Source organism: Sphingopyxis sp. Q841 (assembly GCF_052384365.1).
Taxonomy (GTDB): Bacteria; Pseudomonadota; Alphaproteobacteria; order Sphingomonadales; family Sphingomonadaceae; genus Sphingopyxis; species Sphingopyxis terrae_A.
In genome coordinates this window covers 2,079,047-2,105,174 of sequence record NZ_JBQSUM010000001.1, presented here as the reverse complement: position 1 = coordinate 2,105,174, position 26,128 = coordinate 2,079,047, and the positions used below count along the sequence as shown (strand labels likewise).

Annotated in this window: 25 protein-coding genes; 4 read left to right on the top strand and 21 right to left on the bottom strand. The window is 64.9% G+C overall.

Translation table 11 applies throughout. The annotated features are described in order from the left end of the window. Window positions 1–87 precede the first annotated feature (87 nt). A complete protein-coding gene (locus tag ACT17R_RS10385; RefSeq protein ID WP_444809380.1) occupies window positions 88–1,263 on the bottom strand; it encodes an MFS transporter in 1,176 nt (391 codons plus the stop codon). Between the two features lie 263 nt (window positions 1,264–1,526). Between ACT17R_RS10385 and ACT17R_RS10380 the strand changes: the two genes are divergently transcribed. Then, window positions 1,527–2,054, top strand: a complete 528-nt coding sequence (locus ACT17R_RS10380) for a Dps family protein (RefSeq protein ID WP_186401198.1) — start codon at window positions 1,527–1,529, stop codon at window positions 2,052–2,054. 365 nt (window positions 2,055–2,419) lie between these two features. On the opposite strand, the gene ACT17R_RS10375 is transcribed toward ACT17R_RS10380, so the two are convergent. The 4 genes from ACT17R_RS10375 to ACT17R_RS10360 form a co-directional block, all read right to left on the bottom strand. Beyond that, window positions 2,420–2,785, bottom strand: a complete 366-nt coding sequence (locus ACT17R_RS10375) for a response regulator transcription factor (RefSeq protein WP_234179141.1) — start codon at window positions 2,783–2,785, stop codon at window positions 2,420–2,422. 82 nt (window positions 2,786–2,867) lie between these two features. Continuing rightward, complete coding sequence (locus ACT17R_RS10370; protein ID WP_444809379.1) at window positions 2,868–3,506, bottom strand: response regulator transcription factor; 639 nt, start codon at window positions 3,504–3,506, stop codon at window positions 2,868–2,870. After that, window positions 3,503–5,125 carry a PAS domain-containing sensor histidine kinase gene (locus tag ACT17R_RS10365; protein ID WP_444809378.1) on the bottom strand — a complete coding sequence of 541 codons (1,623 nt, stop codon included), beginning with the start codon at window positions 5,123–5,125 and terminating at the stop codon, window positions 3,503–3,505. Before ACT17R_RS10365 ends, ACT17R_RS10370 begins: the two co-directional genes overlap by 4 nt. After that, a complete protein-coding gene (locus ACT17R_RS10360) occupies window positions 5,122–5,790 on the bottom strand; it encodes a sensor histidine kinase (RefSeq protein WP_444809377.1) in 669 nt (222 codons plus the stop codon). Before ACT17R_RS10360 ends, ACT17R_RS10365 begins: the two co-directional genes overlap by 4 nt. Window positions 5,791–5,992: 202 nt before the next feature. Here ACT17R_RS10360 and ACT17R_RS10355 point away from each other — a divergent pair, with 202 nt between their 5' ends. From ACT17R_RS10355 to ACT17R_RS10345, 3 genes are read left to right on the top strand one after another with little or no spacing between them, the layout of a single operon-like run. After that, window positions 5,993–6,829 (top strand): alpha/beta fold hydrolase, encoded by an 837-nt coding sequence (locus ACT17R_RS10355; protein ID WP_444809376.1) that lies wholly within the window; start codon window positions 5,993–5,995, stop codon window positions 6,827–6,829. A gap of 56 nt (window positions 6,830–6,885) precedes the next feature. Continuing rightward, entirely contained in the window at window positions 6,886–8,511 is a 1,626-nt protein-coding gene (locus ACT17R_RS10350) for an FAD-dependent oxidoreductase (RefSeq protein ID WP_444809375.1), read from the top strand. An 11-nt stretch (window positions 8,512–8,522) separates the two neighbouring features. After that, a complete protein-coding gene (locus ACT17R_RS10345) occupies window positions 8,523–8,825 on the top strand; it encodes a UBP-type zinc finger domain-containing protein (protein WP_263588189.1) in 303 nt (100 codons plus the stop codon). 87 nt (window positions 8,826–8,912) lie between these two features. Here the strand turns inward: ACT17R_RS10345 and ACT17R_RS10340 are convergent, their stop codons facing one another. The 16 genes from ACT17R_RS10340 to ffh form a co-directional block, all read right to left on the bottom strand. Continuing rightward, a complete protein-coding gene (locus ACT17R_RS10340) occupies window positions 8,913–9,404 on the bottom strand; it encodes a hypothetical protein (protein WP_444809374.1) in 492 nt (163 codons plus the stop codon). 33 nt (window positions 9,405–9,437) lie between these two features. Next, window positions 9,438–10,289, bottom strand: coding sequence for a hypothetical protein (locus ACT17R_RS10335; RefSeq protein WP_444809373.1), 852 nt, complete (start codon window positions 10,287–10,289; stop codon window positions 9,438–9,440). Window positions 10,290–10,494: 205 nt separating this feature from the next. Further along, a complete protein-coding gene (locus ACT17R_RS10330) occupies window positions 10,495–11,124 on the bottom strand; it encodes a hypothetical protein (protein ID WP_444809372.1) in 630 nt (209 codons plus the stop codon). 353 nt (window positions 11,125–11,477) lie between these two features. Continuing rightward, window positions 11,478–12,866 carry a PepSY-associated TM helix domain-containing protein gene (locus ACT17R_RS10325; RefSeq protein WP_444809371.1) on the bottom strand — a complete coding sequence of 463 codons (1,389 nt, stop codon included), beginning with the start codon at window positions 12,864–12,866 and terminating at the stop codon, window positions 11,478–11,480. A 13-nt stretch (window positions 12,867–12,879) separates the two neighbouring features. Then, on the bottom strand, window positions 12,880–14,892 hold the full coding sequence (locus ACT17R_RS10320; RefSeq protein WP_444809370.1) for a TonB-dependent receptor family protein: 2,013 nt from the start codon (window positions 14,890–14,892) through the stop codon (window positions 12,880–12,882). Between the two features lie 69 nt (window positions 14,893–14,961). After that, complete coding sequence (locus tag ACT17R_RS10315; protein WP_234179153.1) at window positions 14,962–15,354, bottom strand: DUF2946 family protein; 393 nt, start codon at window positions 15,352–15,354, stop codon at window positions 14,962–14,964. 49 nt (window positions 15,355–15,403) lie between these two features. Next, window positions 15,404–16,573 (bottom strand): sterol desaturase family protein, encoded by a 1,170-nt coding sequence (locus ACT17R_RS10310; protein WP_444809369.1) that lies wholly within the window; start codon window positions 16,571–16,573, stop codon window positions 15,404–15,406. 48 nt (window positions 16,574–16,621) lie between these two features. Beyond that, window positions 16,622–18,766, bottom strand: a complete 2,145-nt coding sequence (gene ligA / locus ACT17R_RS10305; protein ID WP_444809368.1) for an NAD-dependent DNA ligase LigA — start codon at window positions 18,764–18,766, stop codon at window positions 16,622–16,624. Beyond that, the gene (locus ACT17R_RS10300; RefSeq protein ID WP_318153197.1) at window positions 18,763–19,161 is read right to left on the bottom strand and encodes a putative quinol monooxygenase; all 399 of its coding nucleotides are present in this window, start codon (window positions 19,159–19,161) and stop codon (window positions 18,763–18,765) included. Before ACT17R_RS10300 ends, ligA begins: the two co-directional genes overlap by 4 nt. Beyond that, window positions 19,158–19,841 (bottom strand): GNAT family N-acetyltransferase, encoded by a 684-nt coding sequence (locus ACT17R_RS10295; RefSeq protein WP_444809367.1) that lies wholly within the window; start codon window positions 19,839–19,841, stop codon window positions 19,158–19,160. The genes ACT17R_RS10300 and ACT17R_RS10295 overlap by 4 nt, the downstream gene beginning before the upstream one ends. Next, window positions 19,838–21,523, bottom strand: a complete 1,686-nt coding sequence (gene recN, locus ACT17R_RS10290) for a DNA repair protein RecN (RefSeq protein ID WP_444809366.1) — start codon at window positions 21,521–21,523, stop codon at window positions 19,838–19,840. The genes ACT17R_RS10295 and recN overlap by 4 nt, the downstream gene beginning before the upstream one ends. 49 nt (window positions 21,524–21,572) lie before the next feature. Next, window positions 21,573–22,367: an outer membrane protein assembly factor BamD gene (locus ACT17R_RS10285; protein ID WP_040589805.1), complete on the bottom strand. Its 795-nt coding sequence runs from the start codon at window positions 22,365–22,367 to the stop codon at window positions 21,573–21,575. A gap of 96 nt (window positions 22,368–22,463) precedes the next feature. Continuing rightward, complete coding sequence (locus ACT17R_RS10280; protein WP_217373072.1) at window positions 22,464–23,177, bottom strand: peptidylprolyl isomerase; 714 nt, start codon at window positions 23,175–23,177, stop codon at window positions 22,464–22,466. Window positions 23,178–23,261: 84 nt separating this feature from the next. After that, entirely contained in the window at window positions 23,262–23,771 is a 510-nt protein-coding gene (gene rimM, locus ACT17R_RS10275) for a ribosome maturation factor RimM (RefSeq protein ID WP_062901084.1), read from the bottom strand. 4 nt (window positions 23,772–23,775) lie between these two features. Beyond that, the gene (gene rpsP, locus ACT17R_RS10270) at window positions 23,776–24,357 is read right to left on the bottom strand and encodes a 30S ribosomal protein S16 (protein ID WP_003043030.1); all 582 of its coding nucleotides are present in this window, start codon (window positions 24,355–24,357) and stop codon (window positions 23,776–23,778) included. A gap of 46 nt (window positions 24,358–24,403) precedes the next feature. Further along, on the bottom strand, window positions 24,404–25,864 hold the full coding sequence (gene ffh, locus ACT17R_RS10265; protein WP_444809365.1) for a signal recognition particle protein: 1,461 nt from the start codon (window positions 25,862–25,864) through the stop codon (window positions 24,404–24,406). Window positions 25,865–26,128: the final 264 nt, after the last annotated feature.

Sequence of the window (26,128 nt, the reverse complement as noted above, 5' to 3'; positions counted from 1 at the left end):
CCGCGTTCAATCAGCCGCGGCGCTCGCTGGGGCGCTTTACATCGAGGCTAGCGCCAATCCGCGGAGCGGTTCGTGCAGCGGCCACCATCAGCACGACCGCGTAAGCCTCCAAGACAGCGACTGCAGAAATGTTGCAGCGCCGGCGAGCGCCAGCCCGATTGCCACGGTCCCTGGCCATCCGAAGGCGAGCCAGGCGGGGGCAGCAGCAGCTGAACCGGCCGCGCCGCCAAGAAACATGGTGCCCATGAAGATGGTGTTGAGACGTGCCCGGGCATCGGGGCGGAGCGCGTAAACGAGGTGCTGGTTGGAAACGAGCGAAACCTGCACCGCGAAATCGAGCAGGATCACCCCGACGATCAGCCCTGCCAGCGAGGTCCAGAGACCGAAGATCGCCCAGGAAGCGAATGTCAGCGCCGTGCCTGCCAAAATCATCCGGTGCGGTCCCTGCCGGTCGGCGATGCGCCCGGCGAGCGGCGCTGCCAGTATACCGACGGCGCCGACTATACCGAATAGGCCAGCGACATCGGCACCAAGCCCGAAGCGCGGCTCTTCAAGACGAAAGGCCAGGATCGTCCAGAAAACAGTGAACGATCCGAATACGAGCGCCTGCGTCACGGCGGCGAGCCGCAAGGCCGGAAATTCGTTCCACAGATGGGTCAGCGAGCGCATCAGCGAACCATAGGTCAGGCTGGTCTCGGGCCTGCTTATGGGCAGTTTGCGGGCCATCCAGGCGCCGCTCAGCAAGGCGACGGGCGCAGCAATCCAGAACATGGCTCGCCAGCCCGCAGTCGAGACGATGAAGCCGGCAATGGTTCGGCTGAGCAGAATGCCGCAAAGAAGGCCCGCCATGACCCGGCCGATGATCGCTCCGCGCCGCTCGGGCGGAGCGAGATGTGCAGCAAAGGGTACGATTTGCTGGGCGACCGTCGCCGCCGCGCCGAGAAGCAGCGATGCGAGGACGAGCATGGCTGCTCCCGGCGCGATTGCAGCGGCGGCGAGCGCGAGAGCCAGGCCTCCAAACTGCATGGCGATAAGCCGCCTGCGCTCGACAAGGTCGCCGAGCGGTACGAGCAGGAAGAGGCCGGCGGCATAACCAAGCTGGGTCGCGGTCGGGACGAGTGCCGTAACCGGTCCGGGCAGATCGCGCTCCATTATCGCAAGCATCGGCTGGTTGTAATAGATGTTGGCAACCGCGATTCCGGCGGCAGCGGCCATCGAAAAGGTCAGCGCATAATCCATCGATGGGCGAAGATCGTTGGTCATGGGGATCTCCTGTTCAGCAACTTTGGTCATCTTCGCGGAACATGATGGGCCGGACATGGCGGGGTGCGGTCATGGTAGAATGCTTTCGCGATACGGAAGAAGCGAGGATCGCTCTCCGGATTGCTGCGGAGGCTAGGTGGGGGCGGACGAACCGCCAATCATACGAAGATATGCAAACCTTTGTTTGGATTGGATGGGGCCTTTTCGCCTGTATCTAAACCTCCGCCGGACGGCATAGGGCCGCCCCGACCAGGAGAATCAAGATGGCGGATCAACACCAGCGCGTCTCGCTAGCCGAGCGCTTTCTGGGCACACCCACAGATCTCGGCACCGATGCTACCCGCGATATTTCGGCGGGTCTTGCGGGTCTGCTTGCCGACGTCTTCGCGCTCTATCTCAAGACCAAGAATTTTCACTGGCATATGAGCGGGCCGAATTTCCGCGACTATCATCTCCTGCTCGATGAGCAGGGCGATCAGATTTTCGCGATGACCGACATGATCGCCGAACGCGCGCGCAAGATCGGCGGCACGACGATCCGCTCGATCTCCGACATCGCTGGCCGCCAGCGGATCCTCGACAATAACGCCGCCTACGTCGATCCCAAGGACATGCTCGCCGAACTGCACGGCGACAACAAGCAGCTCGTGGCGGAGATGCGCCGCGTTCATGAGCTATGCGACGAATATGCCGACGTCGCCACCGCGAGCCTGCTCGAAGTGTGGATCGACGAGACCGAACGGCGAAGCTGGTTCCTTTACGAGAGCTGCCGATCGCCGAAGATCCTCTGAGGACTTCGGCCGCGGCGACCCGCCTGCCTCCCGCTCTCTCCCGGCGGGTCGCCGCATCCTCCAATCGAGAAACCTGGCACACACAGGCTCCCTGTTGCTGTCGGTCTCATCTTGTTGATCACTGGCTGCCGGAATACCACCGGCGCGGCGATCAGCGGCCTGCGCGCTTGCGATGCGGCGGCGGGTGAGAGCGATATCGCATATTTCCTGTTGCGGACGATCCTGCCGATGTGGCGAGGAAGCGCGCGATCACGGGGTTCCGCAAGGCCCCCCGTGCCGCCTTCCGCGTCCGGATTGACGCGCCGCTCGGCGACAAAAAATCTCCCTTTTTAAAGCTTCGGCGTCGTCGCGGCTTCGGCGCCCCTCTATCTGATCGCGTCTTCGATCGCGTCGAGCAGGCGATCGGGGTCGACCGGCTTCGTCAGGAACCCGCAAGCGCCTGCCCTCGTCGCCTGGTCGCGGGCGGCGTCGGTTGGATAGGCGGTCACGAGAATGAAGGGCGTCCGCCAGCCGCGCGCGCCCATTTGGGCCTGCAGCTCCAATCCTGTCATCCCGGGCATGTGCAGATCGGTCACGATGCAGGCGAGCTCCTCATGCCCGCCGCTCGCCAGCATCTCTTCGCCGCCCGCATAGCAGCGCGGCGTCATACCGGCCGAGCGGAGCAGACTGTCGAGGCTGCCACGGACATCGGGATCGTCGTCGACAATGGCTATGATGGGGGAAGAAGACACGAAAGCAATTCCAGTGAAATAGCGGCACGGGGGCACGGGGGACTTTCTGAATGCGCCCGCCCACGCCGTTTTTCCATCATACTCAGATGTTAAACCGGTGGATGCTGTCGTCGCGCACGCCGAGCTGTTCGGCCATGCGGACGAGGTCGGCGAGCGACTGCGCCGCCATCTTGCGCATCACATTGCCGCGGTGGATCTTGACCGTGATCTCGGACAGATTCAATCGCGCTGCGACCTGCTTGTTCATCAGGCCCGTAACGACCAGCGCCATGACCTCGCGCTCGCGCGGGGTGAGCCTGTCATGGGCCTCTTTCACGGCAATAGCTTTGGCAGCTTCGGCGCGCTGCGTCCGGCTGGCTTCGATCGCCGCCGCGACCGCCGTCAGCATCTGATCATCGCTGAACGGTTTGGGGAGGAAATCGACCGCGCCCGCCTTCATTCCCCGCACGGTCATCGGAATATCGCCATGCCCCGTCATGAGGATGACGGGTATCTGGATTCCCTGCCTGGCCAATCGCTCCTGGAAATCGAGACCGCTTTCGCCGCGGAGCCGGATGTCGAGGACCAGGCAGCAGGCCGTGTCGCGTTGCCCGGACGCGAGGAAATCCTCCGTTTCCTCATGAAGCGCAACGTCATGGCCGGCAGAGCGCAAAAGGCTCCCCAAGGCGCCGCGCACCTCGGCATCGTCGTCGATAACATGAACGCGTGCCGCATTGCTCATATCGCTTCGGCTCCCTCGCGCGCGATCGGCAGACGAAACCAGAATGTCGCACCGCGATCGCCATTGTTCGCGGCACCAAGCGTGCCGCCATGCTGCTCGATAATCGAGCGACAGATCGAAAGGCCCATGCCGAGGCCAGTCGTCTTGGTGGTAAAGAAAGGCGCAAAAAGGCTTTCCGGATCGGCCGCGATACCCGTGCCCGCATCGCAGACGTCGATCCTCACCGCGTCGCCATCGCGGCGCGCTTTGAGGTCCAGTGTTCGACGCTCGACCGGAACCTCGCTCATGGCCTGCTCCGCATTCAGCATCAGGTTCATCAGCACCTGCTGGACCTGGACCCGGTCGCCCGCCACGCGGGGAAGATCGCCGGCAACAGTCAGCTTGATGGCGACCCCATGCGTTTGCAGGTCGCGCTGCAACAGGGCGACCGTTTCTTCGATCAACGGCGCAAGCGCTATTGCCTCCCGGCGCGGATCGGCCTTGCGCGCGACATCCCGGATGCGCGCGATCACATCGGCGGCGCGTGTGCCGTTGGCGGCAATATGATCGAGACAGTCGGACACCTCGGCGGCATCCGGCGCCTCGCGCGCGAGCCATCTCTTGCCCGACTTGGCATAGGTCACGACCGCCGACAGCGGCTGGTTGACCTCATGCGCAATCGAGGCGGCAAGCTGGCCGAGCGTGGTGAGACGCGAGACATGGGTCAACTCGGCCTGTGACTGCGCGAGCCGCGCCTGCGCGCGTTTGCGTTCGGTAATATCGAGCGCCATCACAAGAACCCGTCCCCAGCCATCGCTGCCGGGCGGAATAGTGACACGCAACAAGACGTCAACCGGCTCGCCGGATGCATCGAGGAACTGGGTTTCCTGCTCGATCGTCTGATCACCCGAGGTCAGCGCCCGCGCGATATCGCCAAAGGTCGCCTCGGCCGCGGGGGTGTGGTGCGGCGCGAGCGTCTGACCAACCAGTGCGTCACGGCCCTTCAAGCCGAACAGGCGCGCCGCTGCTTCATTTGCGTCGCGTATGACGGCCGCTCGGGCTGCGCGCTGGATCCTGGCTGGTTCCGGCTCATCGACGTCTGCCAGAAGGCTGTGAGCCGCCGACCAGTCGCTTTCCCAGATCGGGAGACCGGCAGCGTTGAAGATGGTGCGATACCGTGTTTCCGAGCGCCGGCGCGCTTCGGCCAATAGCTGATGTCGCACGCACAGCAAGGTCGTGATGCCGATCGCGACGAGGCTGACGCCGAGGCGCATCGCCGCCGAATCGAGCGGTTCGCCCCAATGGCTGATGTAATAGCCCGTTACCGCAAGCAGGATCGTCAGGCTCCCGGCCGCCCATATCAGCGCGCGCATCTGACTGCGCGATGCGACAAGTACAACGGTCGTATAGAGCACCGCTACTGCACCCTGCAGCGGGCTCAGAATATCGAGGGCAAAAATAACGAGCGCGAGGGTCGCCGCCATCGCGCCGTGCAACTGCGCGCCCAGCCTCCTGGCGTCCGCATCCCCGCGCATCAAAGCCTCCCGCAGCTGGCCCGGCGAGGAGAGCCGGCCCCAGGGGAAGCTGGACGAGCCAGGGCGCAATCGCAACAGCGAAGGCGGCTCGAGACCGAAATTCAACGTGGTTCGACGCATAGTGTGAACCGCGTTCCTGGCGCGTTATCGTGCCACCCATGCGCCGCTCGCAGACGCCGCGCCATTATTGCTACGAGCTGCGAGCCGATGCCGGTGCCTCGGGACGGCTGGCCGCGCACCATGCCGCGGCCGCGGTCCGAAACCTCGAGCCAGTAGCCGCCGTGCGGCAGAGCGCGCAGAGCGATCCTGACCAGACCCGGCGCGCCCGGGGCATAGGCATATTTGAAGGCGTTGCCGACCAGTTCCGAGACGATGATCCCGACCGCGGTCGCATCTTCGGCGGGGACATCGACCGCAGCCGGCTCGACTCGGATCCGGCTTTCGCCTTCGATAACGGCTGCCGCCGCATCAAGCTCTTCGGCTAGCTCGCAAAGATAGGCGCCGAGGTCCACGAAGGCCTTGTCAGGTGCAATATAGAGCTGGCGGTGGACATTGGCGATCGCGCCGATGCGCCGCTGCACTGTGGCGAACCAATCGCGCATCTCGGGGTCGGCTACCCGACGGGCGTCCAGGGAAATGAGCGCGCTCAGCAACTGGAGATTATTGGCGATGCGGTGATTGGCTTCGTCGGCACGGCTCGGTCCCCGCAGGGGCGGCAGGACCGCGACAGGGGACGGCGCAAAGATCGGGACTTGATGTTGCTGGGTCATCGGGCATCCTTTCGGTCCGCCGCCAAGCGGCATGCCCCCCCTTGTTTCCCGATCGCGCGGACAGGCGCCATCATACCTAGGTTTGCCGGCTTCAACGGGCGACCCGAAACCTGCGTATAATATCGCCGCGGAGCCGCAGCGCCGATGGTTCGATCACCGGACGGACACGTCTTGCCGTCCGCTGCATTCACAGGAGACGATCATGGCTTTTGTTACCACGCCCGACGGCACCGAAATCTTCTACAAGGACTGGGGTCCGAAAGACGCTCAGCCGATCATGTTCCATCACGGCTGGCCGCTGTCCGCCGATGATTGGGACGCGCAGATGCTCTTTTTCCTTGCCCATGGCTATCGCGTGATCGCCCATGATCGCCGCGGACATGGCCGGTCATCGCAAACCGACATCGGCCATGATATCGATCATTATGCGGCGGACGCCTCGGCTGTCGTCGAGCATCTCGATCTTCGGGGCACGGTGCACATCGGGCACTCGACCGGCGGCGGCGAGGTCGCGCGCTATGTAGCGCGGTTCGGTCAGCCGCAGGGGCGCGTCGCCAAGGCCATTCTGGTGGCTGCGATTCCGCCGCTGATGCTGCGAACCGACGCGAACCCGGGGGGAACTCCGATCGAGGTTTTCGATGGTTTTCGCGAGGCGCTTGCAGCCAATCGTGCCGCCTTCTTCCTCGATGTCGCCGCCGGGCCCTTTTACGGCTTCAACCGTCCCGATGCCGTCGTGTCGGACGCGGTGATCCGCAACTGGTGGCGGCAGGGCATGATGGGCAGCGCGCTGGCGCATTATGAAGGCATCAAGGCATTCTCCGAAACCGACCAGACCGAGGATCTCAAGGCGATCTCCGTGCCGACGCTGGCGGTGCAGGGCGATGACGACCAGGTGGTGCCCTACACCGACGCCGCACTGCTTCAGGTCAAGTTGTTGCAGAAGGGAACGCTGAAGATATACCCGGGCTTCCCGCACGGCATGCTCACCACCCACGCCGATGTCATCAACCCCGACCTGCTCGCCTTCATCACGCAATGAGCTTTGCATGAAGGGGCGGCGCGCGGCGCCGCCCCTACCCATCCAGGGAGATGATCATGACCGACCCCGATACCCGCGCACCCCAGATGTTTCCCGTTCTGAGCCATGCGCAGATTGAGCTTGCGCGGCGTTTCGCCAGCGGTCCGGAGCATCGCTTTGCGCCCGGTGAGACCGTATATGCGATCGGCGAGCGCGGCGCGCCAGCCTGGCTCATTCTCGATGGCGAGATCAAGGTGACGCGCGGTGACGGGCTCGATCGCACGGCGCCGATCACCGTCCATGGCGCGGGGCAGTTTACCGGAGAGGTCAATCAGCTTGCCGGCCGTCCTTCGATTGCCGGGGGACACGCAGGCGACCTAGGATGTACAGCGCTCCCTTTCGATCCCGCGCATCTCCGGGCCTTGATGATAGGGTCTGCCGAGATCGGCGAAATCATCATGCGGGCGCTGATCCTTCGGCGCGTCCGGCTTATCGAACAAGGAGGCGCCGGCACGATCCTGATCGGTATTCCCGGGAGCGCCGAGATTATCGCGCTACAGGAGTTTCTGACCCGCAGTGGATTGCCCAATCTTGTTCTCGATGTTCGCGTCTATGGCGAGGGACGCGCGCTGGTCGAACAGGCTGGGGTTTCGTCTGACGAGCTTCCCCTCGTCGTCTGCCCCGGCGGGGCGCTTCTTCGCCGGCCGACGAGCGTGGAGCTTGCCGCCTGCCTGGGGATCATCCCGGACCTCGATCCCGATCACCTCTACGACGTCGCGGTCGTCGGTGCGGGCCCCGCAGGTCTCGCAACCGCGGTCTACGCCGCGTCGGAGGGGTTATCGGTTATCGTTCTCGATGCGCGCAGCATGGGCGGACAGGCGGGGGCCTCGGCCAGAATTGAAAATTATCTCGGCTTTCCCACCGGCATCTCGGGACAGGCGCTTGCCGGACGCGCCTTCAATCAGGCGCTCAAATTCGGAGCCGAAATCGCGATCCCGGTCGCCGTCGAGCGGCTGGTCTGTGACGCAGGTCCGCTGACCCTGGTCTGCGCGGAGGAACGCCGTGTCAGCGCGCGGTCGGTGGTAATTGCCTCTGGCGCGCAATATCGCCGGCCCGACGTCCCCAATCTGGCGGCCTTCGAAGGAAAGGGTGTCGCCTATTGGGCGTCGGCGATCGAGGCACGGCTGTGCGCAGGCGAAGACATCGCCCTTGTCGGCGGCGGCAATTCGGCGGGACAGGCAATCGTATTTCTCGCACCCTTTGTGCGTACGCTTCGCCTGTTTGTTCGGCGCGATCTTTCGGAGACCATGTCGCGCTATCTGATCGACCGCATCGCTGCGCTCCCGAATGTGGAAATCCATTCCGGCGAGGAATTGTCTGCACTTGAAGGAGATGAGGCCGGAAATCTCGCCGCGGCGACGTTTCGCAGAGCGGCCGACGGCGAGGCCCGCCGCTACGCGCTGCGACACCTTTTCCTGTTCATCGGGGCCGACCCCAATGCCGGCTGGGCACGCGATTGCGTGACCACCGATGCCGATGGGTTTATCTTAAGCGGTGCCGGCAGCCGATCGCTCGAAACGAGCCGCGCCGGCGTCTTTGCAATTGGCGATGTTCGTGCCGGATCGACGAAGCGCGTGGCCGCCGCGGTCGGCGAGGGCGCGGCAGTCGTTTCGCAGATTCATTCGTTGCTCGCACAATCCTGAAGGAATTCGCTGTGTCTGGATGTTCTCACCTGTCGCATGTTCACGACGTTACACCGAGTGCACGGGGCTGCGAGGAATGCCTCAAAATTGGCAGCCCATGGGTGCATCTGCGGCTCTGTCGCGAATGCGGACATGTCGGTTGCTGCGACCAATCGCCAAATCGCCATGCCCGCGCGCACTTCGAGCGTTCGGGCCATCCGATCATCGAGGGATATGATCCGCCCGAAGGTTGGGGCTGGTGCTATGTTGATGAGGTCCAGGTAGCGCTTCCTGATCAGACCAGCCAAATCGGGCCCATTCCTAGCTTTATCTAGCCCTTGTTTCTGACACCGGGATTGCGTTGCAACTGTCCGCTGTTCTCGATTCTTCGCTGAAATCTGCCAGTTTCCAAACTGGCCACCTCAAGCCCATCGCAGCAAGAAGTTGGTCAAGGCGACGTGCGGATATCGGGCGTCGTCCCAAGGGATCGGGCGGTCGAGGGGATCTTCGTTCAGCGGACCATCGATATTCTGGAAATCGAGCGACAGTCCGGTGAGCGTCCGACCTGCTTGCATCATCGCGAGCAGCCGGTCGAAGGCGGCGGGCGACAGATCGATCGAAACCACATAGTCGGGCGCGTCCGGGGTGCCTGTCCCGAATGCGCTCCTGCGGATGCTGCCGCTCCAGTCGGAGCCGTCCTCTTCGGCGTCGAGGACGACCAGCATTCCCTGAAGCGCGCCGAGTAGCCGCGGCGCGCTGGTGATCGGCTGGCCCGCGATTGCACTGAGCGGAGCGGTCATGCACCGCTCCAGCCGTTCATACTCGCCATGCGCACCGCCCAGCTCGAGGCCGATCGCGCCGACCTCGAAACGGAGGAAATCCGGAACGATGGCGTAGGTGGCCGGGTTCGTCATGCCATCGTCCGATGGCGTGACGACGAGCTCTTTTCAGAGATCACGGACTTTTTTCCAGTAGAGCGCCGAAATCTGGCTTCCATCGTCGGCCGTATACCAATCGACGACCGCCTTGCTGTGCTCGACCCGAAAGACGCGGTAGCCCTTCTCCGTCCGCAGATAGTCGACCTTTTGTACATAGCCATATCCAGCGACCATCTTGCTTTCTTCGGCGCGTTTGGGATCGGCGATGCGGCGCAGCGACGCGGACATGTGGCTCGTGGAAGGATAGTCGCTGCGGAGCCAGTAGAGGAGGATGGTATCCTCCAGCATCGCGCGAGACCGGGCGTTCGGATCAGCTGCAACGGGCGTGAACCGGATAGAGTCGTAGATGCGCGTTGAATCGGGGGGAACGTCGCCGGCGTCACCCCATACCCAGTTGAATGTGTAAAGCTTGTTTCCTCGCGCCACGATCAGATAGCGGTGGGTTGCCGGGGTGTTGAAATAGTCGATGGTGAACGAGAAGATGACCTCGCGCGCCGGGAGACCCTGGAAGGTCAAGGGACGGTTTTTCAGGACCTTGAAATTGTTGAGGCCGCCGCTGGCGATCTGATCGGCCTGGTCCTTCAGAAGGCCGGCGACGTCGGAAATTTCATAAATGCCGAAATCCACGACCCCGAAGTTGAAGCTGCTGCAGCGGCCGCCGATCTCTTTCCCGGGCCGCGCGCGCTCGGTTACCTCGACATTGACGAAATCTTCGGCCCCCAGGCTGTAGGTTTGATGCACATCGGTGCTGACGTCGAGCGTCACGCCGAGCCGCGGATCGGTGAAGCGTTGCCATTCCGGCCCGTAGCAATTCATCGTCGCGGCGGCTGGTGATGCGGCCAACATGCCCGCGAGAGCCACGAGGCCAAGGTGCCATTTCGTCATTTTCATTTCCCCAAAGCGCTTGCGATTAGCAAAAGCAGCAACCCTTGGTCTGCATTGCCTATCTCGTCGCCGTTCGCAACATGCCTGTCTCTCGAAGATGACGCTCTGCCTGCCGCGATCTTAGTCCGCTGCATCGGGCGGACGGTCGATGGCGGCTGTGGATCACGCCGTCACCGGCCGATCAACCGGCATATCTTCGATTGGCTTCATAGGCCTCGAGTTCGAGTGGGGATTTGTCGTGGCCATATTGGATCAATTCCGAGACATATTGGCCCGCATAGGCCGCGAAGCTCGTGCTCCGCTCGATCTGCCACACATGAACGAGCTCATGTGCGAGGCGCGGCTGGTCGAGCGTGAAGCCCTTCCGCACCCAGATTGTGTATCCAAAGGCCTGGGCGTTGTTGACGATGCCCGGACCGATGAAACCGAACGTCTCGCCGGCAAGCTTGATCTCGGGATTTTCCGTCGGGAACGGGATTTCGTCGACGAAAACGAGGCGCACTTTTTCGGGATGTTTTATGCCGATCTCTGCGGCGAGGCGCGCTTGGTCCGGATCGAGAGGGATGCCCGTCGCTTGGCCGCGCGCTTCAATTTCCTCCGCCCATTTGACATAATAGGCCATGAATTTGCTCAGAAACTCTTCCTGGTTGGCCGAGACCGCTTTCTGACCTGCCTGCACTTCGGCTGCCAGAAGTGTGGCTGAGGGGGGCAAGGTGCACCCAACAAGTGCCGCGACCATGATGGCTTGCCTCAGCACGGAATGACGCTCTGGCCGTCCTGCAAAAGCAGGATGGGTGCTGATATGCTGCAATTTTTCGGCCTCCTGTTATGGAATGGTCTTCAGTGTTTGCGGGCGGCGTAGGTGCCGCGCCGCCGTCGACGGATGGAGCCGGCTGCTACGGCTTATTCATCGCTTCGTCGAGACGGGAAGCGCGAATGGCTCGCAAAGTCATTCATGCCATTGCAGCTGCGAATCCGGCGAGCCTGCTTCAGTTCGCAAGCTGGACCGAGGGGTTGGTCTGCAATAACGGCTTTTCGCAATCCTGTGGTTTTCGCCCCCGCGCCTCTCCAAGCTTATCTAGAAAGTCACCCACGCGCGCCACGACCTTTTCTCTGCCCTCGGGCGCAATGGCCGTGAAGGTCAAGCCCGCTGTGGCCATGAACTTATACTCTAAAAACCTCCCGCACCGCCGGAGCCATTCCCAGCCAGCGCGCCACCCGCGGCAGGCGCGGCAGGATCAGCCGGTCGACGAGCCACAACAGGATCAGCGACGCCGCAAGCAGCGGCAGCAGCGCGGCAAGGCACAGCACGATCGCCGCCACACCCTTCAGCCGCGCCGGATCGCGCGGCATGGGCGGCGCGCCGATCGCATCATAGGGCTTGCGGCGGCGCCACATCAGGAAACCCGACACGGCAAGCGTGATCATCGCAAGCGCCGTTGCGACGCCGACGAGTTGATTGACGACACCGAATAGCTGCCCTTCGTGCCAGGCGATGCCGTAGCCGACGGCGCGGTCGATCACATGCTTGTCGGCAAAACCGCTGCGCCCCACCTCGATCCCGGTCACCGGATCATAGCTGACCTTGCGCACGAGCGGGCGGTTCTGCGTCTGCGTCGTCAGCGTCCACACATTGCCGTTGGGCGGCCCGAACATATTGGGCGCCCCCGGCGGCTGGATGATCGCCGGCGCGGGCATATGTTCGGCTTGCGCGCGCAGCACGATCCGATCGAGCTTGACCCGCGGCGCATCGTCCGCATTCGCCATCCGATGCGCCGGCGTCGCCCGGTTCATTGCCTTGGCCATCGCGCCATGATCATGCGCGGCGTGCGGATCGAGCCCCCCCTTCCAGTCCTGCACCCCCGACACCCAGCCCATCTCGGCGCGCACGGCGCGAAAGCCCGTTGCCCAGATGTCGGTCCACGGCAGCGCGGTGGTGAGGAGGACGAGCGCGAGGCCCGAAACCCAGAATCCCGTGACGGCGTGCAGATCGCGCAGCGCCGCGCGTCCGCCAAGGCGCAGCCGCGGCCAGGCAACCCCGGCCAGTCCCCGCCCGCGCGGCCACCAGAGATAGAGGCCGGTCAGGATCTTCACGATTGCCCAGCTCGCGGCAAGTTCGACCAGAATGCCGCCGCCCAGCCCCAGGAGCAGCTTGCCGTGCAACCGCGCGAGCCACGCCGTCCAGCGCAGCTCGGGATCGGCCGACCCGATGACGCGCCCCTGCGGCGACACCGCCACATCGCGCATTGTGCCGCCGGGCAGGCCGAGGTGGATCACCGCGGCGTCGCCCGGCGCTTCCGGGATGCGATAAGAATGAAAGGCCGCGCCAGGAAAGGCGGCGAGCGCCGCCGCGACCTGCGCGTCGGCATCGACGGGCTGCGCGGCGGCGAGCCCGCGCCAGTCGCGCTCCTCCCACCGGTCGATCTGCGGCTTGAACAGATAGGCCGCGCCGGTCAGCGACAGGATCAGGATGAAGGGGATGACGAACAGCCCGGCATAGAAATGCCAACGCCAGATCGTGCGATAGAGCGGCATGCGGCTGACGTCGGCCATCCCCTCCTCCCCCTCAGAACCGCGCGCGAAGGCCGGCCGAAATGGCACGGCGTTCGACGGGGTAGTAGATCGCCGACGCCGGTGCCGCGGTGATCGTCGCGCTGATATCGCCGATGGCCTTTTTGCCGGTGATGTTGCGCACATCGACGAACGCGTCGATGCCGTCGGTAATCCGCGCACCGCCGGTGATACCGATCAGCGCATAGCCCGGCGTCCGCACCAGATTGCGATAATCGGCAAAGGGGCCGTCGGGTACCCATTCGACATTCGGCGCGACGTGCAACGCCTCGCTCCCCAGCCGCAACTCGGCGCGATAGACATGCTTCGGCACCACCGGCAGGCGGTTGTTGCCGAACTGGCTGTCGCCGCGGAAGCGGAAGTCGCTGTAGGTATAGATCTGGCGCAGCCGCACCCACGGCGCGAAATTGAGCTCGAGCGCCGCCTCTATCCCCTGATGCAGCGTCCGGTCGGCGTTGAAGGTCGCGGCCGGAATGCTGCTGTTCGTCGAGAATTGCAGCATCTCACCGGTCAGCGTCGAACGGTAGAGCGCCAGATCCCAATGCGCGATGCCGACGCTGCCGCGCGTACCGATCTCGGCAGTCCACGCACGCTGCGGGCGGATGGCGGAGACGACAGCGCTGGTCGGCGGGGTGCCGATCGTCTGGAACACCTCGCCGAAACCGGGGAATTCGGCCGAACGGCTGTAGTTGGCGAAAATCTGGATGCGGCTCGACGGTTCGAACAGCAATCCGAATTTCGGCGAAAAGGCGTCGAGATCGACGCGCCCGTCGGTCGCCGGAGAGGCCGAAAAATTGACGTGGCGCTTGCGCCAGCCATCGGCATAGACGCCGCCCGCGATCAGCGAAAGCTGGGGCACCGGGCGCACGCGGACCTCGCCATAGAGGCTCGCCGTCTGCGCTTTCTGGTCGGCATCGAAGGTCAGCGCGCCGCGCGACCCGCTGATGTTGACGAACTGCTTCGCCTTGGTGCTGCCATGGCGAATTTCGCCGCCCAGCGTCAGTTCGACCGGCCCCGCCGCATAGTCGAGCCGCGCGAAGCTGCCGACATCGGTCGATTTCTGGTCGATCACCTGAAAGATCGGGTGGAACAGCGATTTGACGTTGATGAAGCCGCCAACCTCCAGCGTCGCCGATCCGAAATCGAAGGTCGTGCGGTTCTGCAGGCGCAGCGAATCGATGTCGCGCTGCTGATCGCCCGCCGCACTGCCCGCGTTCGCCATTTTCGGCGTCGTGAGCGCCTGATCATAGGTCAGCGCGCCGGGAAGCTGCTGGTTGATATTGTTGAAGCTGGCGTAAAAGCGCGTCGAGACGGTATCGCTGAGCCGCAGGCCAACATTGGAATGAAAGCGAAAGCTCCGCCGCTTCGCATGATCCCGATCCCCGTCGGACGTGTCGGCGCTGACCGCGCCCCAGGCATCGACCGCTTCGCTCGCCACCCCGGCCGAGACGAGGCCGCGCAGCATAGAAAAGCTGCCCGCGTCGGCGCGCAGATAGACGCCCTCGGCGGTGCGGCCGGTCGGGGTCACACCATTGATCGCGCCGCCCAGCGTGCCCGATCCGAAGCGCAGCGCATTGGCGCCGCGATAGACTTCGAGATGGTCGAAGAAGATCGGTTCGAGTTCCTGAAAGTCGCCATTGTCGTCGGCAAGGTTGATCGGCACGCCATCCTGGAGCAGCGTGATGCCGCGCATGTGGAAACCGCGCGACAGGCCGGAACCGCGGATCGACAGGCGCACTTCCTGCCCATAGCGCGGCTGGAGATAGACGCCGGGGGAAAAGGCCAGCGTGTCGCGCAGGCTGACGATCGATTTGTCGGCATAATCTTCATAGGAAACGACATCGGTGCCGCCGGGCGTCCTCGCGGCGCGCGCTTCGGCCGCGTCGGTAAGCTGCGGCGCGGTGACGATGATCGTCGACTGGTCTTCGGCGTCCGCGGCATGGGCGGCAGGCGCCAGGGAAATGGCGAGCGCCAGCAACGGCGCCGCACGGGTAACGTGACTCTTCATGGAAAATCCTTCGCTTGAACACAGGCAGAACCGCGCCGCGCGAGGTGCGCGGACGGTCATCAAACCGGGTCAGGCGAAGGCGGGTGGTCCGGTGCTTGGCGGTAGCGGCGACGCGATCCCGGGCGCATAGCCCAGCGCGGGAATCGCGACCGGCGCGGGATCGGCCGCGGCGAGCGCGACGGGGAGCACGGGCGTATCGGGAACGATCGGCGCGACCGCGAGCGCGCCCCACGGACAATGCTGCTGCCCCTTGCCGCTGTCGTGGTCGCCCGCCTTTTCAATGGGGATGGTCAGCGTCGCGCCGGGATTGGCGGGGTCCGAACAGACGCGCACCGTGATCGCGCCCTTTGCGTCGCTTTCGATCATCCAGCCGGGCGCGACGAAGACGCGCGCCGCCAGCGCCAGCAGCACGGGTAGCAGCAACAGGATGCCGGGACGGCGCAAGACGGCGAGAACCCCCACGCGCCGCGCCTTATGCCCGTCCACGCGCGCTGGCAAGCGGGCATGAGCCCTATTCGGCGGGCGCCTCGTCGATCTTCTTGCCCGTCCGCGTCCACGGATAGAGGAACTGGCTGCCATAGCTGCGCGGTACATCTTCGGGGATGCCATAATTTTCGGGCCAGCGATCCTTCGGCAGATGAAAGGTGCCGAACAGCTTGTCGAGAAAGGGAAAGTGGATCGCGAAATTGACGTCGAACGCCTCGCGTTCCAGCCCGTGGTGCCAATGGTGAAAGCGCGGCGTTGCGATCCAGTGCCCCAGACGGTTGAAATCGCCGCCGACATTGGCGTGGAGCAGCGACGACCAGACATAGACGAAGCCGATATAGGCCTGCATCACCGACGGGCTGAACCCGAGCGTGAACAGCGGCAGCGAGGTGATCGAACGCAGGAGGATGATCTCGACGAAATGCATCCGCGATCCCGCGAGCCAGTCCATCGATTTTGCGCTGTGATGGATCGCGTGGAATCCCCACAGAAAGGGGATTTTGTGGAACAGCCGGTGATACCAATATTGCGCGAGGTCGGAGACGAGAAGGACGATGGCGAACTGCGCGATCCACGGCAGCGCCGCGACCCCGGCGCGGAATGCCGCCCAGCTGCTCGTATGATCATTGACGAACGCCTGCGGGGCGAGCGCAAGAAAGCCCAATATCTGCACGAACATCGTGCTGACGAGATAATAGAAAAGATCCTCGCGCCACTCGGTACGGAACAATCGCTGCGCACGGCGGTGCGGAAAGGCGCGCTCGAGCGGCGCGAACATGAAGCCGGTGACGAGCAGGTTGACGACGAAAAAGTCGAGCCCGAAGAAAATGCCCCAGTCGCGCGTCTCGGCGGGCTGGACATTGGCGCCGCCCATCAACGCCGCCGCAAGCCCGATCATCAGCGCGGTCAGCCCCAGCACCTTGCGCGGCCGCAGCAGCAGGCTGAGCAGCGACAGGCCATAGCTAGCGAGCAAAGTCAGGTGGACCATCCCGCGAAATCCGGTCCAGCCCCTGACGATCTCGAGCTCGGGCGTCGCGAACCAGTCGGGAAAGCGCAGCGCGACGACCATGAAAAACCCGCTGATCGCAAACAGCAATCCGAAGAAGCCCGAAAGCCACCCGCTCCCGAACCGTCGCACCTCGGTATGCGATTCCAGATCGCGCATGAGGCTTTTCAGATAGTCGCTCTTCGCCATTTTGCCCCCCTCGCCCCCTCCGCATGACCAACCATATGCGCCGCGGTGCTATCCCGCCGCCGCCACAATTTCCGCCCACGCCGCTTCGTCGATCACGCGGATGCCGAGCGCGGCCGCCTGCTTGAGCTTCGATCCCGCGCCCGGCCCGGCGACGACGAGGTCGGTCTTGGCACTCACCGATCCCGCCGCCTTGGCGCCGAGCGCCTCGGCCTGCGCCTTCGCTTCGTCACGGCTCATCGTCTCGAGTTTGCCGGTAAATACGACCGTCTTGCCCGACACCTCGCTCTCGCGGGTTTCGACGACGTAAAGAGGCGGCGATACTTCGCCGAACAGATCGTCCCAGAGCGCGCGGTTGTGCGGCTCATGGAAGAAATCGCTCAGCGCCTCGGCGACCGCGGGACCGATGCCGTCGGCGCGCACCTCGAGGATGGCCTTGATTGCGTCGAGCTTGCGGCTTGCATATTTGCCGTCGGATTCGTCCGAATCTTGCGGGTTCGCCTCGGTCCAGGCCCGCAATTGCTCGGCCTTTTCGGGCAATCGCCGGATGTCGCCGATCCCCTTGAGCAGGTCGCGCGCGGTTACTGCGCCGACATGACGGATCCCGAGCCCGAACAGCAGCCGCGCAGCATCGGGCTGCCGCTTTGCCTCGATTGCGGCAAACAGCTTGTCGACCGATGTTTCCTTCCACCCTTCGCGTCCGAGCAGTTCGTCCCGGTGCGCCTTCAGGCGGAAGATGTCGGCCGGGCCCTTGTCGAGCCAGCCGAGGTCCATGAACTCCTGAATGCTCTTCTCGCCCAGCCCCTCGATATCGAGCGCGCCGCGGCTGACGAAGTGGCGCAGCCGCTCGAACTTCTGCGCCGCGCAGATCAGCCCGCCGGTGCAGCGGACATCGACCTCGCCCTCCTCGGCAACCGCTTCGCTGCCGCAGACGGGGCAATGATCGGGGAAGATATAGGGGTCGCGCGCCGTGTCGCGGGTGAGATTGTCGACCACTTGCGGAATCACGTCGCCCGCCCGCTGGACAATGATGCGGTCCCCCGGCCGGACACCGAGCCGTTCGATCTCGTCGCGATTGTGCAATGTCACGTTCGAGACGACGACGCCGCCGACGGTAACGGGGGTGAGGCGCCCGACGGGCGTGAGCTTGCCCGTCCGGCCGACCTGGATGTCGATCGCCTCGAGCGTCGTCTGCGCGCGTTCGGCGGGGAATTTATGCGCAATCGCCCAGCGCGGCGCCTTGGCAACGAAGCCGAGGCGCGCCTGCCAGTCGAGCCGGTCGACCTTGTAGACGACGCCGTCGATATCATAGGGCATCTCGGCGCGCCCGGCCTCGATTGTCCGGTAGTGCGTCAGCACGCCCTCGACGCTGTCGAAACGCTTCAACAGCGGCGATACGGGAACGCCCCACCCCGCGATACGCTTCATCATCGCAAATTGCGTCGCCTCCGGCACCGCGCTGACGTCGCCCCAGCCATGTGCCAGGAAGCGCAGCGGGCGCGACGCGGTGACGCTGGCGTCCTTCTGACGCAATGATCCCGCCGCCGCGTTGCGCGGATTGGCGAACTGTCGCGCCTTTTCGGGATCGTCAGCCTCGGCAAGCAGGCGCGCGTTAAGCGCCGCGAAATCGGCCTTGGCCATATAGACCTCGCCGCGGATCTCGAACACGTCGGGTACTTCGCCGCTCAGCATTTCGGGAATGTCAGCGATGGTGCGGACATTGGCGGTGACATCCTCACCGACCGTACCGTCACCGCGCGTCGCCGCCTGAACCAGCTTGCCCATTTCATAGCGCAGCGAGCAGGACAATCCGTCGATCTTGTCCTCGGCGGTCAGCGCAATCGCCTCGTCCGCGTCCAGATTGAGGAAACGCCTTACGCGCGCGGCAAATTCTTCGACATCTTCCGCCGCGAAAGCATTGTCGAGGCTCATCATCCGCACCGCATGCGTCACCTTGGCGAGGGGCGATGCCTCGACTGCCGCGCCGACCAGCCGGTTCGGACTGTCAGCGCGGACGAGATGCGGGAACGCCGCTTCGATCGCATTGTTGCGGCGGACGAGCGCATCATAATCGGCGTCCGAAATCTCCGGACTATCCTCGGCATGATAGAGTTTATTGTGATGCGCGATCTGTTTCGCGAGGCGCATCAGTTCGTTGGCGGCGTCGGCTTCGGTCAGCGATTCAATGTCGATCATGGACGCGCTTTTGCCACCGGCACGAACTCGGCGCGAGCGCCAAATCCGGAAATCAGCGGTCGCCCCTTCGCAATCGCCGCCTGAACCGACGGCAATTGCAGCGAGGCGGCATGGGCATCCTTGTCAGCCCAGAGCTCGACGATCCACAGCGCATCCGGATTCGCGCTGTCCTCGCCGACCAGATAGGCGAAATTGCCGGGCATCGCGTCCGTATCCTCGGTCAGGATCGCAGCCAGCGCGGCGCGCTGGCCGGGCAGCGCGATCATCTGGCCGATCAGGCCGTAATGGGGCTGTTCTTCGTCCATGATCGTCTCCAAGGCCAGCAGGTCGCGCGGTGCCAGAACGGCTGCTGCGAACGTCGCGAGCGCGGCAAGATGGGTGCGTCTGCCGATCACCGTGCAATCACCAGCACATGCACCTGTCGCCGTTCCCGAAAGCCGAGCGATTCATACAGCGCGATCGCGCCTTCATTGTCGGCATAGCTGTGCAGAAAGGGCGTCTCGCCGCGCTGCGCCATCGCGCGCATGACATGGCCGATCAACGCGCGCGCCAGTCCGCGGCCGCGGCAATCGGCCCAGGTCGCGACGCCGCTGACCTCCGCCATGCCGGGAACAAGCATGCGCTGCCCCGCCATCGCAAGCAGGCGCCCCTCTTCGCGTACGCCGAAGAAGGGGCCGTAGAGATGCGTCTTCGGCCCCCACGGCCCCGGCTTCGCATGCTCGGCGAGTGCGGTCATTTCAGCCGCATCGGCTTCGCCCAGCGGCACGATGAGGGGATCATCCGCGCGCGGTTCGGGCGGTGCTCCTTCCGCAACCATCTGCGTCAGAATGGCGCGCTTCATCTCGCGGGTTCCCGGCGGCAGCGGCCAAGCCTCGCCTTCGACCAGCCACAGCTCGCCGTGCTCAGGAACAAGCGCCGCGAGCGCGGCTTGCGCCGCCGCGCCGGTGTCGGCGGCGGCACCGAACGGGCCGTAGTCCCCATCGATCCGCACCGCCCGCGCGTCGCCCTGTGCCAGATGTGCCTGTCGGCCGGTCAGGATGCTGAGGATCGGCCGATCGAGGGGGTGCGCGCTCACCCCGCAACCTCGAGCAACCGGTCTGCCTGTGCCCGCGCCTCCGCGGTCACTTCGGCCCCCGACAGCATCCGGGCGATTTCTTCGCGGCGCTCCGCTTCGTCGAGCGCGCGTACGCCGGTGCGCGTCACCGTTCCTTCGCTCGACTTGGCGATCATGAAATGCGTCGCGCCCTTGGCGGCGACCTGCGGGCTGTGCGTCACCGCGAGCAATTGCTTGCCCCCGCCCTTTCCGCTTCCGCCGGCCAGCCGCGCCAGCCGCTCGCCGATTGCGCTCGCGACCGCACCGCCGACACCGCGGTCGATCTCGTCGAAGATAATCGTGTCAGCGCCGCCCTCTTCGGCAAGCGCAACCTTCAGCGCGAGGATGAAGCGCGACAATTCGCCGCCCGAGGCAATTTTGGCGAGCGGAGCAAAGGGTGCGCCGGGATTGGTCGCGATCAGAAATTCGACGCGGTCGATACCGTCCGCACCCCAACGCTCGGCAGGCAGGCGTTCGACGAGCGTGCGGAAGCGCGCCGCATCGAGCTTGAGCGGCGCCAGTTCGCCGGCGACCGCCGCATCGAGCCGCGCCGCGGCCTTCGTCCGCTGATCCGACAGCGCGGTCGCGGCATGGGTGTAGGCGGCGGCACCTTCGGCGACCGCTGCTTCGAGCCGGGCAAGCCCCGCGCTGCCGCCTTCGATCGCATCGAGCCGCGCGGCAAGGTCGTCGGTCAGCGCCGCCAGTTCGTCGGGCTGGACGCCATGCTTGCGCGCCATCGCGCGCAGTTCGAACAGCCGCGTCTCGGTCGCCTCGAGCCGATCGGGATCATATTCCAGGGCGCGTGCAGCCTCGTGCAGCTTGGCCTCGGCATCGTCGGCATCGATGATCGCGCGATCAAGGCTGGCGAGCGCTTCGGCAAGCAGCGGATGGTCGCCCGCCAGCCGGTCGAGCCGCCGCGCGGCACCGCGCAGCAGGGCGGGACCGCCGGCGCTGCCGTCGAATGCCTCCATGATCGTCGACAGGTCGCCCGCAATCCGCTCGCCCTTCTGCATCGCGGCGCGCGCCTCGGCGAGTTCGGCTTCTTCGCCCGGCTGCGGTGCCAGCGTTCGCAACTCGGCGACGCAATGTTCCAGCCATTCGCGGTCGCGCTCGGCCTCGGCAATCGCGGTCCGCGCAGCCGCCAGCCGATCCTCGGCGCTGCGCCAACTCGCATGCGCCGCCGCCACCGCGCCGGCATCGGCGCGCGCATAGGCATCGAGCAGCGCGCGATGCCCCGCGGGCGCCAGCAGGCCGCGATCATCGTGCTGCCCATGAATTTCAACGAGATAGCTGCCGACTTCGCGCAGCAGCGCCGCCGAACAGGGCTGATCGTTGAGAAAGGCGCGGCTGCCGCCGTCGGCCTTGACGGTGCGGCGGATGAGCAGCGGTTCGCCATCCTCCATTACGACATCATTGTCGGCGAGCAGCGCGGCGAGCGGCGTGCCTGCTGCCGGCGGCGCAAAGCTGGCGGTGACCTGCGCGCGGTCGCTGCCCTGCCGCACCAGCGCCGTGTCGGCGCGCGCGCCCAGCGCAAGCCCCAGCGCGTCGAGCAGGATCGACTTGCCGGCGCCGGTCTCGCCCGTGAGCACGCCCAGCCCGCCCTCGAAATCGAGGTCGAGCCGTTCGATCAGAACGATATTCGATATGGACAGCGCGGTCAGCATCCGGCCCCGCCTTACAATAGAACAAAGCGCGAATCTATCGCGCGATGCATCAGGCGCTGGGCGCGTGCTTTTCCATCAGCTTGTACGCGCGTTCGTACCATTTGCTGCCGGGATAATTGGCGCCGAGGACGGCCGCCGACTTCTTCGCCTCTTCGGGAACGCCGAGCGCGAGATAGCATTCGGTCAGCCGGAACAGCGCCTCGGGGGCGTGGCTGGTGGTCTGATATTTGTCGACGACTTCGCGGAAGCGGATCGAGGCCGCGAGCCAGTTCGAGCTGCGCTCGTAAAAGCGGCCGATTTCCATCTCCTTGCCCGCCAGATGGTCGCGGACAAGGTCAAGCTTCAACCGCGCATCGGCGGCGTAGCGGCTATCGGGATAGCGGCGCACAATCTCGCCCAGCGCGGCCTGCGCCTGCTGCGTGATCTTCTGGTCGCGGGTCACGTCGCTGATCTGCTCATAATAGCTGAGCGCGATCAGATAATAGGCGTAAGGCGCATCCTTGTTGCCGGGGTGGATCGACAGGAAACGCTGCGCCGATTCGATCGACGGCGTATATTCGCGGTCCATATAATAGGAAAAGGCGCTCATCAGCTGCGCGCGGCGCGCCCAGGGCGAATAGGGGTGCTGACGCTCGACCTCGTCGAACAGCGCCGCGGCAATCTTGTACTGGCCGCGGTCGAGACGATCCTGCGCGGCGCGATAGAGCGTATTCACGTCACGCGCGACGTAGCGCGTGTCCTTCTTGACCCCACCCCCGCCGGCGCAGGCCGCGAGTAGCGGCGAAATCACGAGGGCGGCGGCGATCAGGCGCACGGCGGCGCGAGAGGAAGGGCGCTGAGTCATGGGCGCGGTATAGCCACAGCGCAGATGAACGCAAAATAAATGATCATGTCTTTCGTCGGCATCGCGAACCAAATCGTCCGGCGGCGCCCGGGGGCGTCACGGCGCCGGAACCGGGGGCGCCTTCACCACACAGCCTTTGGGTGCATCGGCAGGCGCCGGAACGCGGCGCGCCGACAGGATGGTCACGGCCGGATCGAGGATCTGGCCGCGCATCACGCCCTCGCCCGCGGTCTCGGAAACCGGCATCGCGAAGATTTTTTCGGCGACGTCGCGCCCCGAAGCAATCTCGCCGAATACCGCGAAACCCGCCCCATCCCCGCCGGGCGCGTCGGCGTCGAAGCCCTTGATGCCGGACAGCAGCAAAAAGAAATCGGTCGTCGCATCGCCCGGGCGCAAATGCGCCATCACCAGCGCACCATCGCAATTGGTAAGGCCGGTTTTCGTTGTCGGCTCATGCGCGATGGGTGGGAAGTTGGTCCGCGGGTCGCCGCGGTTGCCCGCCTGAATCAGCTTGTTTCCCTCGCCCCAGCTGCGCGTGGTGCGATAGAATTTGAAACCGTCCATCCGCTTGCTGTCGACATAGCGGAGGAAATTGGCGCTGGTGATCGGCGCCCGCTTGTCCTCCAGCCGAACGACGATCGTGCCCGCGTCGGTCTTGAGCGCGACATAAGGCCGCGTATCGGGCGCCGCGACTTCGACCGGGGGCGTCACGGCCGTGGGAACGGGCGGCGGCGGCGGGGGCAACTGCGTGGTCTGGGCTGGAACCGACTGTACCGCAAGGACGAGCGACAGGATCAGGGGAGCGAACATGGATCTCTCTGCGGACCTCTCTCTGGTTGGCGGGGGGTCAGGCTAGACGCCCCGGCAGCGAACGCCAAGTCTTTGCGCCGACACCTATTCGACGAAGGCCGCCGCCACGGTCACGCCCTCGGGGTTCCAGGCAGGAACCGCCTGCGCGGTCATCGGCACCATGAAGCGCTTCGGCTTGTGTCCCGCTTCGGCCGGACGTTCGATTTCCAATATGTCGCCGGCGCCGAAATTCTCGACCGCCACGACATGGCCGACAGCCTCGCCGTCGGTCGAAACGCAGGGCAGGCCGATCAGATCGTGATGATAATATTCCCCCGGCGCGAGCGACGGCAGCGCCGAGCGCGGGACTGTCAGCACCGTGCCGCGCAGCGCTTCGGCGGCGCTGCGATCGGCGATTTCGGCAAAGCTTGCCACCGCGCCCTGATTGGCGGGGCGTATCGATTTCAGCGTCAGCTTGCGGGCGCCGGCGTCGAAAACGGAAAAGGCGCGGAGAGCCTCCGCGCCTTCACCGAACAATTTGAGCCGCACCTCGCCCCGGACCCCGTGCGCGCCGGCAATGGCGGCCAGGGTGACGGGACGATCGGCGGCGGCCAAGGGTTTAGCCTTCGGCCTTTTCTTCGCCGGCTTCGGCGACGGGGCCGCCTTCGGCAACTTCTTCGGCGATCGCAGCCGCGTCGTCGGCGCTCGCGTCGGCCGGAACTTCCTCGGCAACTGCGTCGGCAACCGCTTCGGCGGTTTCTTCGCTCTTCACCGAGCCGGTCGCATCCGATTCAGCCGCTTCGGGAGCCGCTTCTTCGGCCGGAGCCGGAGCCGCAGCGGCGGCCGCCGCAGCTTCTTCGGCCTCGGCCAGCTTCGCGGCCTTTTCTTCGGCGCGTTCCTTGGCCTTTTCACCCGGGACAGCCTTGTTCGGGTTGTTGCGGGCCGAACGTTCCTTCACGCCTGCGGCGTCGAGGAAGCGGGCGACGCGGTCGGTCGGCTGCGCGCCAACCGAAACCCAATGCTTCGCACGTTCGGCGTCGAGCTTGACGCGGTCCGGATTATCCTTGCCGAGCAGCGGGTTGTAGCTGCCGATGCGTTCGATGAAACGGCCGTCGCGCGGGCTGCGCGAATCGGCAACGACGATCTTGTAATAGGGGCGCTTTTTCGAACCGCCGCGCGAAAGGCGAATGGTGGTAGCCATGATATTTTCCTTCTGACTTGCTAACTTTGACTTTGATTTTTAAGGGTTATTTCTTCTTGTTCAGCAGATTGGCGAGATCGGGCGGAAGTCCGGCACCGCCAAGGCCGGGCAGTCCGCCGGCACCGCCGCCGCCGCCCATTCCGCCGCCGCCCATTCCGGGGATACCGCCGCCGCGGCCGAGGAGAGCGCCAAGGCCCTTGAGGCCGCCCATCTTGCGAATCTTCTTCATCGCGGTGGACATTTCCTGATGCATTTTCAGCACCTTGTTCACCTGCTGCACCGTGGTACCCGACCCGTTGGCAATGCGGATCTTGCGCTTCGCATTGATGATTTCGGGTTTCGCGCGTTCCTTTGGCGTCATCGAGCCCATGATCGCGTCGAAATGGACGAGCACCTTGTCGTCGGTGCCGCTCTGCGCCATCGCCGCCTGTGCTTTTTTGAGGCCGGGGATCATGCCCGCCAGCGCACCCAGCCCGCCCATGCGGCGCATCTGGTTCAATTGCGTGCGAAGATCGTCGAGGTCGAACTGACCCTTCGCCATCTTCTTGGCCATCGCCTCGGCCTCTTCGGCCTGAATCGTCTCGGCGGCGCGTTCGACGAGGCTGACGACGTCGCCCATGCCGAGGATGCGGCCCGCGATGCGCGAGGGCTGGAAGACTTCAAGGCCGTCAAGCTTTTCGCCGGTGCCGGCGAATTTGATCGGCTTGCCGGTGACGGCGCGCATCGACAGCGCGGCGCCGCCGCGCGCATCGCCATCCATGCGGGTGAGCACGACGCCGGTCAGCGGCACCTGTTCGGTGAAGCGCTGCGCGACCTGCACCGCGTCCTGACCGGTCAGGCTGTCGACGACAAGCAGCGTTTCGGCCGGATTCGCCGTGCGCGACACCGCCTGCATTTCGTCCATCAATTGCTGATCGACGTGGAGGCGGCCCGCAGTATCGAGCATCAGCACGTCGAAGCCCTGAAGCTTGGCCGCCTGCATGGCGCGCTGCGCAATCTCGACCGGCTGCTGCCCGGCGATGATCGGCAAGGTCGCGACGTCGATCTGTCTACCGAGGACGGCGAGCTGTTCCTGCGCGGCGGGACGATTGACGTCGAGCGACGCCATCAGCACCTTCTTGCGCTCCTTGTCCTTCAGCCGCTTCGCGATCTTCGCGGTCGTCGTCGTCTTGCCCGACCCCTGAAGGCCGACCATCATGACAACGGCGGGCGGCGTGACGGCAAGGTCAAGTTCAGCAGCTTCGGAGCCGAGCATTTCGGTCAGCGCGTCGCTGACGATCTTGACGACCTGCTGCCCCGGCGTGACCGAGCGCAGGACATTCTGACCGACCGCAAGTTCGGTGACCTGGTCGACGAAGCTGCGCACCACGGGCAGCGCGACGTCGGCTTCGAGCAGTGCGATGCGCACTTCGCGCATCGCCGCGCGCACGTCGGCCTCGGTCAGCGCACCGCGGCCGCGGAGCTTCCCGAATACATCGCCTAGCCGATTGCTCAGACTGTCGAACATGCGCTTCCAAATCCTTCTCTCGATCCGCAACGCAAAAGACGCCGGTGAGCGAAACCTCGCCAACCAGCGGCTATCCGTGGACAGAAATTCCGTCGCGGATGTCGATATGCCCACCCGAATCCAATAGGCGGACAGCGGCTCCCTAGGCGAGATCGCCCGCAAAGGCAAGTCGGACCGCCCGCTGGCTTCGCGATCGCCACCAAGCCCCACTTAACGCAAATTTCACCGCTTTGCCGGCATATGCGAGGGAATGGTGGGGACTAT

What these genes read in the sequence shown, in the direction of transcription:
- ACT17R_RS10385 (WP_444809380.1), bottom strand. Translation starts at nt 1,263, where the DNA reads ATGACCAACGATCTTCGCCCATCGATGGATTATGCGCTGACCTTTTCG.
- ffh (WP_444809365.1), bottom strand. Translation starts at nt 25,864, where the DNA reads ATGTTCGACAGTCTGAGCAATCGGCTAGGCGATGTATTCGGGAAGCTC.
- ligA (WP_444809368.1), bottom strand. Translation starts at nt 18,766, where the DNA reads ATGATCGACATTGAATCGCTGACCGAAGCCGACGCCGCCAACGAACTG.
- ACT17R_RS10380 (WP_186401198.1), top strand. Translation starts at nt 1,527, where the DNA reads ATGGCGGATCAACACCAGCGCGTCTCGCTAGCCGAGCGCTTTCTGGGC.
- ACT17R_RS10370 (WP_444809379.1), bottom strand. Translation starts at nt 3,506, where the DNA reads ATGAGCAATGCGGCACGCGTTCATGTTATCGACGACGATGCCGAGGTG.
- ACT17R_RS10340 (WP_444809374.1), bottom strand. Translation starts at nt 9,404, where the DNA reads ATGACGAACCCGGCCACCTACGCCATCGTTCCGGATTTCCTCCGTTTC.
- ACT17R_RS10310 (WP_444809369.1), bottom strand. Translation starts at nt 16,573, where the DNA reads ATGGCGAAGAGCGACTATCTGAAAAGCCTCATGCGCGATCTGGAATCG.
- recN (WP_444809366.1), bottom strand. Translation starts at nt 21,523, where the DNA reads ATGCTGACCGCGCTGTCCATATCGAATATCGTTCTGATCGAACGGCTC.
- ACT17R_RS10320 (WP_444809370.1), bottom strand. Translation starts at nt 14,892, where the DNA reads ATGAAGAGTCACGTTACCCGTGCGGCGCCGTTGCTGGCGCTCGCCATT.
- ACT17R_RS10360 (WP_444809377.1), bottom strand. Translation starts at nt 5,790, where the DNA reads ATGACCCAGCAACATCAAGTCCCGATCTTTGCGCCGTCCCCTGTCGCG.
- ACT17R_RS10325 (WP_444809371.1), bottom strand. Translation starts at nt 12,866, where the DNA reads ATGGCCGACGTCAGCCGCATGCCGCTCTATCGCACGATCTGGCGTTGG.
- ACT17R_RS10355 (WP_444809376.1), top strand. Translation starts at nt 5,993, where the DNA reads ATGGCTTTTGTTACCACGCCCGACGGCACCGAAATCTTCTACAAGGAC.
- rpsP (WP_003043030.1), bottom strand. Translation starts at nt 24,357, where the DNA reads ATGGCTACCACCATTCGCCTTTCGCGCGGCGGTTCGAAAAAGCGCCCC.
- ACT17R_RS10280 (WP_217373072.1), bottom strand. Translation starts at nt 23,177, where the DNA reads ATGTTCGCTCCCCTGATCCTGTCGCTCGTCCTTGCGGTACAGTCGGTT.
- ACT17R_RS10350 (WP_444809375.1), top strand. Translation starts at nt 6,886, where the DNA reads ATGACCGACCCCGATACCCGCGCACCCCAGATGTTTCCCGTTCTGAGC.
- ACT17R_RS10285 (WP_040589805.1), bottom strand. Translation starts at nt 22,367, where the DNA reads ATGACTCAGCGCCCTTCCTCTCGCGCCGCCGTGCGCCTGATCGCCGCC.